This is a genomic window from Burkholderia sp. HMSC10F09 (assembly GCF_001806955.1).
Classification (GTDB): Bacteria; Pseudomonadota; Gammaproteobacteria; order Burkholderiales; family Burkholderiaceae; genus Burkholderia; species Burkholderia multivorans.
In genome coordinates, this window is sequence record NZ_KV786789.1 from 1 (window position 1) to 10,512 (window position 10,512).

The window sequence follows — 10,512 nt, forward strand, 5'->3', positions numbered from 1 at the left end:
CGGGCTCGCCGCCGGCCGCGCGCAGCCAGTGGCGCTCGCAGGTCGTGCGCGTGCCGCCGAGCGCATGTTCGAGCGCCGAGGTCTGCACGCGCCGTCCGTCGCGATCGGTCAGCTGCAGCACGTCGCGCAGCGCGCGGCCGGCCGCGTCGTCCGGCCGGCAGCCGAGCAGCGCGGCCGCCGCCGCGTTCACGTAGGTCAGCCGCGCGTTCGTATCGGCGGCGATCACGCCGTCCGGCAACGCATTCAGCAGCGCCTCGAACTGCGCGCGCGCCGCGGCTTCGCGGCGTCGCGCACGCTCGTTCGTCACGCGCGCATGGCGCACCGCCGCGACGACTGCGCACGCGAGCACGCCGATCAGCGCAAATTCGCCGAGCCGCACGAGACGCTCCGACAGCGACATCGCGTACGCGGCCGGATCGGACAGGAACAGTGTCCACACGAGCACGCTGCTCGCGAGCGTCGCGATCAGGCCGAACAGGAACGACGTCGCCCAGGCGATCGCCGCGAGCAACGGGTAGTACACCGCGAGCGGCATGTTCGCGCCGCCGAAGCGAATCGCGAGCGCCTGCAGCACCGTCGCGATCGCGACGAACATGACGGCCGTCGCGCAATTTCCGGCATGCGTGCGCATCTTTTCACTCATCGGCTGCGCTCCCGGCGTGTCGCCCGGCCGTCGTGGCGCGTCGCCGGCGCGGGCATGCCGCGTGCTTGCCGATGCGCACCGCGGACGCTGCCGCATACGATGGAGTCCCCTCTGCCATGACTGCTCCCACTCGCTGGCTCGTTGTTTCGCCGCATCTCGACGACGCGGTGTTCAGTTGCGGGCAACTGCTCGCGCAGGCACCCGGGTCGGTCGTCGTCACGGTGTTCGCCGGCATTCCGCCGGCCGGGACCGTTGCGCCGCCCTGGGATCGGCGCGCCGGCTTTCGCAGCGCGGACGAAGCGATGCGCGCGCGCCGCGACGAAGATCGCCGCGCGCTGTCGATCCTCGATGCGCGGCCGGTATGGCTCGACTTCCTCGACGACCAGTACGGCACGCCGGCCGCGCCGTCGGCCATTGCCGCGCGCGTGGCGGCCGCGATCGCCGAGCATCCCGGCTACGGCGTGCTCGCGCCGGCCGGCCTGTTCCATCGCGACCATCTGCAGGTGCAGCAGGCAATGCTGATGCTGCTGCGCGACGATGATACGGCGCGCGTGTGGCGTTTCTACGAAGACGTGCCGTATCGGCGCATCGAGGGGCTGATGGCGAAACGCGTGGTGGGCTGGCGCGAGCACGGCTGGATCGCGCGGCCGGTCGGCTCGCCGGCCGGCGAGCGCACGGGGGCCCGCGACGCCAAGGCGCGCGCGGTCGAAGCGTACGCGAGTCAGATCGCGCTGTTCGAGCCGCATATGCTCGCGGACCTCCGCAAACCGGAAACGTACTGGCAGCTCGAATGCGACGTCACGTACGCGTAACGCCCGCACGCGTCGCGCTGACGGCGCACGAGCCGCGCGTGACCGCGGTCGTGCTCACGTACCGGCGCCCCGACGAGCTCGCGCGCACGCTCGCGCGGCTCACCGCGCTGCCGGACCGGCCCGCGATCGTCGTCGTCGACAACGCGGCCGACGCGGCGACGGCCGCGCTCGTGCATGCGCGCTTTCCGCACGCGGCGCTCGTCGCGGCGCCCGGCAATCCGGGCGCGGCCGGCCGCAATCTCGGCGTCGCGGTCGCGCGCACGCCCTACGTCGCGTTCTGCGACGACGACACGTGGTGGGCGGCCGGCTCGCTGCGCGACGCGGCCGATCTGCTCGACGCGTATCCGCACGTGGCCGCGCTCACGGCGCGCGTGCTGGTCGGCCCGGACGAGCGCGAGGACCCGACCTGCGGCGTGATGGCCGCGAGCCCGCTCGAAGCGCCGGTGCCGCTGCCCGGCCGCCCGATCCTCGGCTTGCTGGCCGGCGCGACGATGTTCCGGCGCGAGGCGTTCGTGCGCGCGGGCGGATACCATCCGCGCTATTTTCTCGGCGGCGAGGAAGCGCTGCTCGCGCTGGACCTCTGCGCGGCCGGCGACTGGCTCGTGTACGCGCCGACGCTGACCGTCCATCACTATCCGTCGACGGCGCGCGACACGCGCACGCGCGCGAGCGTCGCCGCGCGCAACGACGCGTGGACCGCGTGGCTGCGCTGGCCGGCCGGCGCGGCGCTCGTGCATACGGTGCGGATGCTGCCGCGGCTGCGGCGCGAGCGCGGACTCGTGCGGGCGTTCGCGGGCTTGCCGTGGATCCTGCGCGAGCGGCGCGCGATCGCGCCGCACGTCGAACGGATGCGTCGCCTGATCGCCGCCGACGACGCGCGGCGCAACGCGCGCGCGCGCGCGTAGACGGGCTCGCGGCGGCATCAGGAATCCGACTTGTCCGATTCGTTTTCGAGCTGCGCGAGCCGGTTGTAGATCGTCTTCAGACTCACGTCGAGCACTTCGGCGGCCTGCGCCTTCACGCCGCCGCACTGCGCGATCGTGCCGAGGATCAGCTTGCGGTCGACTTCCTCGAGCGGCGTGCCGAACGGCACCGTCACGCGATCTTCATGAGAATCGACCATGCTCGAGAGCTCGTCCATGATCGGCGGCGGCAAGGTCTCGATCACGTCGACGTCGCTGAAGATGCTCGCGCGCTGCACGAAGTTGCGCAGCTCGCGCACGTTGCCGGGCCACGCGTACGTCTTCAGCGCCTCGCGGGCGGCCGGCGCGAAGCGCAGGTTGCGGCCGCTTTCCTCGTTGTAGCGCTGCAGGAACGCGTCGGCGAGCATCGGGATGTCGTCGCCGCGCTCGCGCAGCGAGGGCAGCGGAATCGGGAACACGTTGATGCGGTGATAGAGGTCGGGCCGCAGCTTGCCGTCGGCCATCGCGGCTTCCGGGTCGCGGTTCGTCGCGGCGACGATGCGCACGTCGACGTCGATCTCGCGCGTCGAGCCGAGCCGCGTGAGGCGCCCCGTCTCGAGCACGCGCAGCAGCTTGACCTGCGATTCGAGCGGCATCTCGGTGATTTCGTCGAGGAACAGCGTGCCGCCGTCCGCCCGCTCGAAAAAGCCCTTGTGCTGCCGCTCGGCGCCGGTGAAGCTGCCGCGGTCGTGGCCGAACATCTCGCTCTCGACGAGATTCGCGGCGATCGCGCCGCAGTTGATCGCGAGGAACGGGCCGCGCCGGCGCAGGCTCAGATCGTGGATCGTCTGCGCGGCCAGCTCCTTGCCGGTGCCGGATTCGCCGGTCAGCAGCACCGACGCCTCGGTGCGCGCGACGCGGCCGATCGCGTCGTAGACGGCCTGCATCGCCGGCGAGCTGCCGAGCATGCGACCGAAGCGGCCGAGCCGCTGCAGCTCGGAACGCAGCTCCGCGATTTCTTCATGCAGCGCGGTCGTGCGCGGCACGCGCGCGAAGATGCTGTTCAGCCGCTGCATGTTCAGCGGCTTCACGAGATAGTCGGTCGCACCGCGCCGCAAGGCGTCGATCGCGGTTTCGAGGCTCGCATGACCGGTGGTCAGCACCATCTCGCAGTGCGCGCGTTTCGGTAACGCATCGAACAGATCCATGCCGTTGCCGTCCGGCAGCACGAGATCGCACAGCACGAGATCGGGGGTATGCGTCGCGACGAGCGTACGCGCTTCTTCGAGCGTCGCGGCCGTGTCGCACGTAAGTTGCTGCGAGCGCGCAAGCGTCGCCAGCATCGTGCGCGTATCGGCATCGTCTTCGACGATCAGAACGTAAGGCATCTGGGCTCCTTGTGGTGCGGCCCGGCACGCGAGCGGCCGGAACCGCGGCGAGTAGGCAGCGCGTCGACCGCCGGGGCACTCGGCGGCGCATCACGCGGTGCGCGTCATCGGGGCAGACAAGCAGTCCTGCCATCAGTAACAGTGCTTAGCAGTATAGAAGAAGCATGTCTTGCGTGCTCGCTTCATCGATTAAATCTATCCGTTTCGGCCGCGCGGATTGCGATATTCAATGCCTCGCAAACGATATCGACGATATGCTCTGTGCACGAACAGGCGACGCACACCGCGTCGTTTTTTCCTTTCTGCCGTGACGTATTCGGTCAAAACTTCCCACTCCGATATCAGACCATGTCGAAATCCGACGATGACGGCACGCGGCTGTTCGGCCGCTCGCGCTCGATCCAGACCCTGATGCTGAAGGTGTCGCGCGTCGCCACCACGCGCGCAAGCGTATTGATCGTGGGTGAGAGCGGCGCGGGCAAGGACATTGTCGCGCGACTGCTGCACGACATGAGCCCGCGTCGGCGCGGGCCGTTCGTGCCGGTCAATTGCGGCGCGATTCCCGGCGATATCGCCGAGTCGCAATTGTTCGGCCACGAGAAAGGCAGCTTCACCGGCGCGGTCGCGCAGCACGTCGGCATGTTCGAGGCCGCGCGCGGCGGCACGCTGTTTCTCGACGAGATCGCCGAGATGCCGCTCGAGCTGCAGGTCAAGCTGCTGCGTACGCTCGAGTCGAACACGATCATGCGCGTCGGCGGCCACGAAGCGATTCCGATCGACGTGCGCATCGTCGCGGCCACCCATCACGATCCGGTCGAAGCGGTGCGCAGCGGGCGCCTGCGCGAAGACCTGTTCTACCGCATCGCGACGGTCGCGCTGCACGTGCCCGCGCTGCGCCAGCGCGAGGACGACGTCGGCGAGATCGCGATGCAGATCGTCGAGCGGCTGAACACGCGCCATCGCACGCGCAAGCGGCTGTCGACGCAGGCGATGAAGGCGCTGCGCGCCTACACGTGGCCCGGCAACGTGCGCGAACTGCGCAACGCGGTCGAGCGCGCGTTCATCCTCGCGGACGAGCAGATCGACCTGCAGCTGCCGCGCCGCCAGCCGCCGCGCGAGGAAGTGCGGCACAACGCGATGACGCTCCATATCGGCACGACGCTCGCGCATACGCAGCAGCGCTTCATCGTCGCGTCGCTGCGGCATTTCAACGGCGACAAGCCGCGCACCGCGAAGGCGCTCGGCATCAGCCTGAAAACGCTGTACAACCGCCTCGCGCTGCTGCCCGAGCACGAGCGCAATCTCGTCGCGAACCTGTCGGGCGGCTCCGGCACCGCAGGCGGCGGATCGGGAAGCGGCACGAACCCGGCGACGAACGCGTCGAGCCAGTGAGCGAGCGGGCGGGCCGCCGTCGCGCGGCCCGCACCGATGGCGCTACGCCGCGACTTCGGTCAGCGCCGCGTCCCAGTCGCGCACGAAGCGCTCGATGCCGAAGCGCTCGCGCGCGTCGCGGCGCGCCGCTTCGCCCCACGCGCGCGCGAGGTCCGCATCGCGGATCAGCATCCGCATCGCCTCGATCAGCACCGCCGGGCGCGTGTCGGCCGCGCCGTTTACGCCGGTCTTCACGAGCTGCGCCATTTCGGTCGTCGCGAGCGCGACGATCGGCAGGCCGATCATCATCGCCTCGATCACCGCGAGCCCGAGGCTCGTATAGCGGATCGGATTGAAAAAGAACCGGTAGTGCGACAGGAAGTGCGGCAGCGCCGGATTCGGCACTTCGCCGATGCCGCCGAGCTCGCTCGAGCCCATCCCGACCAGATCGAGCGGCACGCTGCGGCGCACGTGCTCGAACACGTCCACGCCGAGACGGCGGCCGCGGCGCGCGAGGTTGTTCACGACCGACACGCCTTTCGGCAGCGTGCCGTGATAGGCGACGTTGTCGGGCACGAGCACGCCGTGCTCGATCACGCGTGTCGGCGTGATGCCGTTGTCCCACATCAGCGCGTTGAACGGCGTCACGTGCACGAGCATCACGTTCGGGTCCTGCACGGGGTGCAGCGTGTCGGTCGGATGCTCGCGCGGCGGATCGTGCTCGACGAACAGCGTCGGCAATGCGCGCTGCGCGTCGCTCAGCAGATGCAGCCGGTCGTGCTGGTAGTGGCTGTGATGCTGATACAGCACGCAGTCGAACGCGGTATCGCGCACGCATTCGACCGGCACCTCGTGCACGTTGTCGCCCCACGGCAGATGGCCGACGCGGCCCGCGTAACCGGGCGGATGCTGCGGTTTCGTCACGATGAAGAAATCGTGCGGCGCCTGCGACAGGTAGTACAGGTAGTTGCCGTGCACGTGCCAGGTCAGCACGCGCAAACGCTTACGTGACATGACGTCTCTCCTCCGCGAGCAGCGCGCTCGCCTGATCGATCACGTCGTCGACGCCGATCGCCACTGCACACTCGTGCTCGTACGGGCACGCGTCGTACATGCAGGGCCGGCATGACGGATAGTTCGCGAGCACGCGGTGGCGCTCGCCGTCGAGCGGCGCCCAGCGTGCGGTGTCGCTGCCGCACGCGACGACGACGCTCGGCGTGCCGAGCGCGGCCGCGACGTGCGACACGCCGGTGTCGTTGCAGAGCAGCAGGCGCGCGCGGCCGATCAGCGCGGCCAGCGCGCCGAGCGGCGTGCGGCCGCACAGATTCACGCACGGCCGCCCGAGCTGTTCGGCGAATGCGCCGGCGAGCGCGATCTCCGCGCGCGTGCCGGTCAGCACGATCTGCCAGCCATCGTCCGCGAGCCGCCGCGCGGCGTTTGCGAAACGCTCGACCGGCCAGCGGCGCGACGCCATCCGCGCGCCGGGGTGCACGATCACGTAGCGGCCGGCTTCGAGCGCGTATTCGTCGCAGAGCACGTGCCACAGCGCGTAGTCGAGTCCGCCGAGCGGGAATTCGAGGTAGTCGCCCCAGTCGGGATAGCCGAGCGCGTGCATCAGCCGCAGATAGCGCGTGACTTCCGGCTCCTCGTCGCGCCAGACGATCGAACAGTCGAGCGCGGCCGCGTCGCCGTCGGCCGGCATGAAGCCCGCGGTGCGCACGGCGCCGAGCGACGCGACGATCGCGTTGGTCCGCGCGCCGCTGCCGTGCAGCTGGATCGCGAGATCGAACTCGCGCGCGCGGCACTTCGCGATGAACGCGTCGCGCGCGGCAGCTTCCGGTTCCGCCTGCTCGCCGAGTCCCGGCGCGCCGGGAAACGCGATGAAGTCGTCGATGTAGTCGCCGAAGCGCGACGCGAATTCGCGCGCCCACGGCAATCCGATCAGCGTGATGTGCGCATCGGGCGCGCCGCGACGCAGCGCGCGCAGCGCCGGCACCGCGCACAGCATGTCGCCGAGCTGCAGCGCGCGGAACACGGCGATCGTGCGCGGGGCCGGCGGGGAGGACGTGTCGAGCGTCATAGGAAGAACACCCGGAAGTGAAGTGCGCCGCGGATGCGCCAGTACAGCGACACCGGCGGAATCGCGATCGACGTGACGATCATCTCGGCGACGTGCGACGGCGTGAGCGCCGTGCCGCGCAGCCGCTTGCAGCAGAACCACGCGGTGATCGCGGCCCAGATGCCGGCGAATACCGCGCCGGCCGCGTTCCAGCGCGCGACGAAGCAAACGAGCGCCGCGAGCGCCGCGAACACCGCGCCGTAGTAGTGCCAGGGCGGCACCGGCCGGATATGGCGCCGGTACGTCGTGCGATGCTTCTTGTACAGCAGCGCGTCGAAATAGACCTTCGACTGCTGGCCGATGCTCGCGCCCCAGCGCGCGGGCCGCACCGGATGCACGATGCGCGCGTCCTCGACCTCGACGATCGGGCCCGCGTGCTCGCGCAGCGCGAACATCAGGTCCGCATCCTCGCGCCACGCGCGCGTGAAGCGCTCGTCGAAGCCGCCGACGCGTTCGAGCGCGGCGCGCCGCACGAAGCAGTTCGCGGTCGCGAATTCGGCATGCGCGAGCCCCGCCGCGTCGCGTTCGTAGTCGGTCGGCCGCGGCCGCAGCGGCACCTCGATGCGCCCTGCCGCCGCGGCCGCGGACGGCTCCGCGAGCAGCGCGGCCGCGCCGTGGCGCAGCCAGGTCGGATCGGGAATCGTGTCGTCGTCGGTAAACGCGATCAGCGCGCCGCGCGCGCTGCGCCAGCCGACGTTGCGTGCACCGGCCGGCCCCTGCGTGTCGGGCGCGCTCAGGTAGCGGATCGCCGGCACGTCGGTCATGCGCGCGCGGCATGCGTCGACCACCGGTCGCGCGCTGCCGGCCGGATCGTCGTCGACGACGATGATCTCGTACGTCGTCGGATCGAACACCTGCACGCACAGCGCGTCGAGACAGCGTTCGAGCAGATCGGGCCGCCGGTAGGTCGGCACGACGACGGACACGACCGGCGGCAGCTGCGTGTCGCGCATGTTCATCGCGGCTTCTCCATGAGGAACGAGCCGATCACGAGCGCATCGAGCGGCGAGGTCCAGAAGCATTCGATCGCATCGCGCGGCGTGCAGACGATCGGCTCGCCGCGCGTGTTGAACGACGTGTTGACGAGCACCGGCACGCCGGTCAGCGCGTCGAACTCGGTCAGCAGCGCGTGCAGCAGCGGGTTCTGCTGCGGCGCGACCGTCTGCACGCGCGCGGTGCCGTCGATATGGCGCACGGCCGGAATCCGCTCCGCCCGCTCGGGCCGCACGTCGTAGACGAACAGCATGAACGGCGCATGCAGCGGCTCGCGCCGCCCGCCCGAGAACCACTCGTGCGCCTTGCTTTCGAGCGCGACCGGCGCGACCGGCCGGAAATCCTCGCGATCCTTGATCCGGTTCAGCTTGCGCTGCATGTCGGGATCGATCGGCGACGCGAGAATCGAACGCGCGCCGAGCGCGCGCGGGCCGAACTCCATGCGTCCCTGGAACCAGCCGATCACGCGGTTCTGCGCGAGCAGTGCGGCCGTCTGCGCGGCGACGTCGTTCAGCCGCCGATACGGCAGCTGCGCTTCGCGGATGAAGGCCTCGATCGCGTCGTCCTCGAACGACGGGCCGAGATACGCGTGATCCATGCGCCAGTCGCCGCGCGCGCCGCGCTCGCGGAAATCGGTCCACAGCGCGGCGCCGAGCGCGGTGCCGGCGTCGCCGGCCGCCGGCTGCACCCACACGTCGTCGAACGGGCCGCGATCGCGAATGCGCGCATTCATCACGCAGTTCAGCGCGACGCCGCCCGCCATCGCGAGCTGCTTCTCGCCGGTTTCGGCCGCGAGCCATTCGACCGCGCGCAGCGTCGTTTCCTCGAGCACCAGCTGCAGCGCGTGCGCGATGTCGCAATGGTTCGGCGTGATCGGCCCGCCGCGATCGCGCGCGGGACCGAACAGCGCGACCAGATCCGCCTCGTCGACGTCGTACCGGCCGTCGCCGCGATAGCGCACGAGCTGGCGCATCTGATCGGCGTAGATCGGCTTGCCGTACGACGCGAGCGCCATCACCTTGTACTCGTCGGACGAATGCAGGAAGCCGAGGTAACGCGTGACGCGCTCGTACAGCAGCCCGAGCGAATGCGGCAGATCGACCTGCGCGATGCGCCGGTACGCGCGTCCGTCGAACACGCCGTAGCTCGTCGTCGCGCGCTCGCCGCGTCCGTCCATCGTCATCACCGCGCAGCGCTCGTACGGCGCCGCGAGAAACGCGCTCGCCTCGTGCGCGAGGTGGTGTTCGACGAAATGCCAGCGGAACGGCCCGTCGTGCGTGACGCCGCGAAAGCGCCGCTGCAGGTGGTGCGGCGCGCCGCCCGCGAGCTGACGCGGCGCGTTGACGATCGACGACAGGAACAGCGGATGCCACGGCGACTCGCCGCCAGGCGGCCGCGCGTGCGCGGACGGTTCGAGCGGCAGCGTGAGCGACGGCTGTCCGGCGCGGCGATCGAGTTCAAGCCACGGATCGTACGAATACGCGACATGCTGCACGTCCGCGAGCGCGATGCCCGCTTCCGCGAGACAGTAGTCGATCGCGTGATACGGCAATTCCCAGGTCGAAAACGGCACTGGCCGTTTCGCATGCTTCACGTGCGTGAAGCGTTCTTCCTCGGCCGCGGCCACGACCACGCCGTCGCGCACGAGGCACGCGGCGCTGTCGTGAAAGGCGGCGTTGATGCCGAGCGTATAGATCGGTTCGGGCATGCGTCAGCTCCTGGTGATGACGTGCGCGAAAGGAATCACGTTCGACGCGCCGGCTGCGCTGCCGGCGAGCGACGTGTCGGACGCGGCGGCTGCGCGGGCACCCGCGTGCCGCGCACCGCGCGCGTTGCCGCGCAGCAGCGCGTGCGCGGCATCGACGACATCGTCGACGCGCACGCCGCGCAGGCACGGATGTCCCGGCTGTTCGCACACGCTGCGATAACAGTTGCGGCACGGCACGTCGACGTTCAGCACGCGATGCGGAACGCGCCACGGCGTGTGCTGCGGATTGGTCAGCGCGTAGAGATCGACGACGGGCGTGCCGAGCGCGGCCGCGAGATGCGCGGGGCCGCTGTTGTTCGACAGCAGCAGGTCGGCCGTCTCGATCAGCGCGCCGAGTTCGCCGAGCGGCAGCGTGCCGGCGAGCGGCAGCGCGCGCGGGCCGATCCGCTCGCACACCGCGTCGACGAGCGCGCGTTCGCCGCTGCCGCCCGTCACTGCGACGCCGTCGAACTGCGACACGAGGCGCGCGGCCGCGTCGCCGAAGCGCTCGGCCGGCCAGCGCCGCGACGCGGCGCT

General features: G+C 70.5%; 10 protein-coding genes. 3 read left to right on the plus strand and 7 right to left on the minus strand.

The features are described from left to right. Positions 1 to 643, minus strand: a 643-nt coding sequence (locus tag HMPREF3115_RS18915) for a PAS domain-containing protein (RefSeq protein WP_141751701.1), incomplete at its 3' end; no start/stop codon positions are given. A gap of 116 nt (positions 644 to 759) precedes the next feature. Between HMPREF3115_RS18915 and HMPREF3115_RS18920 the strand changes: the two genes are divergently transcribed. Further along, positions 760 to 1,455 carry a PIG-L family deacetylase gene (locus HMPREF3115_RS18920; protein WP_006407421.1) on the plus strand — a complete coding sequence of 232 codons (696 nt, stop codon included), beginning with the start codon at positions 760 to 762 and terminating at the stop codon, positions 1,453 to 1,455. Continuing rightward, entirely contained in the window at positions 1,434 to 2,360 is a 927-nt protein-coding gene (locus HMPREF3115_RS18925; RefSeq protein WP_006407420.1) for a glycosyltransferase family 2 protein, read from the plus strand. The genes HMPREF3115_RS18920 and HMPREF3115_RS18925 overlap by 22 nt, the downstream gene beginning before the upstream one ends. A 17-nt stretch (positions 2,361 to 2,377) precedes the next feature. Here the strand turns inward: HMPREF3115_RS18925 and HMPREF3115_RS18930 are convergent, their stop codons facing one another. Further along, complete coding sequence (locus HMPREF3115_RS18930; RefSeq protein WP_006398906.1) at positions 2,378 to 3,745, minus strand: sigma-54-dependent transcriptional regulator; 1,368 nt, start codon at positions 3,743 to 3,745, stop codon at positions 2,378 to 2,380. Positions 3,746 to 4,093: 348 nt separating this feature from the next. On the opposite strand from HMPREF3115_RS18930, the gene HMPREF3115_RS18935 reads away from it, so the two are divergent. Then, positions 4,094 to 5,137 (plus strand): sigma-54 interaction domain-containing protein, encoded by a 1,044-nt coding sequence (locus HMPREF3115_RS18935; protein WP_006407418.1) that lies wholly within the window; start codon positions 4,094 to 4,096, stop codon positions 5,135 to 5,137. A gap of 42 nt (positions 5,138 to 5,179) precedes the next feature. Here HMPREF3115_RS18935 and HMPREF3115_RS18940 read toward each other — a convergent pair whose 3' ends face one another. From HMPREF3115_RS18940 to HMPREF3115_RS18960, 5 genes are all read right to left on the minus strand, one after another. Continuing rightward, positions 5,180 to 6,130, minus strand: coding sequence for a glycosyltransferase (locus tag HMPREF3115_RS18940; protein WP_006408806.1), 951 nt, complete (start codon positions 6,128 to 6,130; stop codon positions 5,180 to 5,182). Then, a complete protein-coding gene (locus HMPREF3115_RS18945) occupies positions 6,120 to 7,196 on the minus strand; it encodes a glycosyltransferase family 9 protein (protein ID WP_053298962.1) in 1,077 nt (358 codons plus the stop codon). The genes HMPREF3115_RS18940 and HMPREF3115_RS18945 overlap by 11 nt, the downstream gene beginning before the upstream one ends. After that, complete coding sequence (locus tag HMPREF3115_RS18950; RefSeq protein ID WP_053298961.1) at positions 7,193 to 8,194, minus strand: glycosyltransferase family 2 protein; 1,002 nt, start codon at positions 8,192 to 8,194, stop codon at positions 7,193 to 7,195. The genes HMPREF3115_RS18945 and HMPREF3115_RS18950 overlap by 4 nt, the downstream gene beginning before the upstream one ends. Beyond that, on the minus strand, positions 8,191 to 9,936 hold the full coding sequence (locus HMPREF3115_RS18955) for a carbamoyltransferase family protein (RefSeq protein WP_070555614.1): 1,746 nt from the start codon (positions 9,934 to 9,936) through the stop codon (positions 8,191 to 8,193). Before HMPREF3115_RS18955 ends, HMPREF3115_RS18950 begins: the two co-directional genes overlap by 4 nt. A 3-nt stretch (positions 9,937 to 9,939) precedes the next feature. Continuing rightward, positions 9,940 to 10,512: glycosyltransferase family 9 protein (locus tag HMPREF3115_RS18960; protein ID WP_141751702.1), on the minus strand; the 573-nt coding region annotated here is incomplete at its 5' end.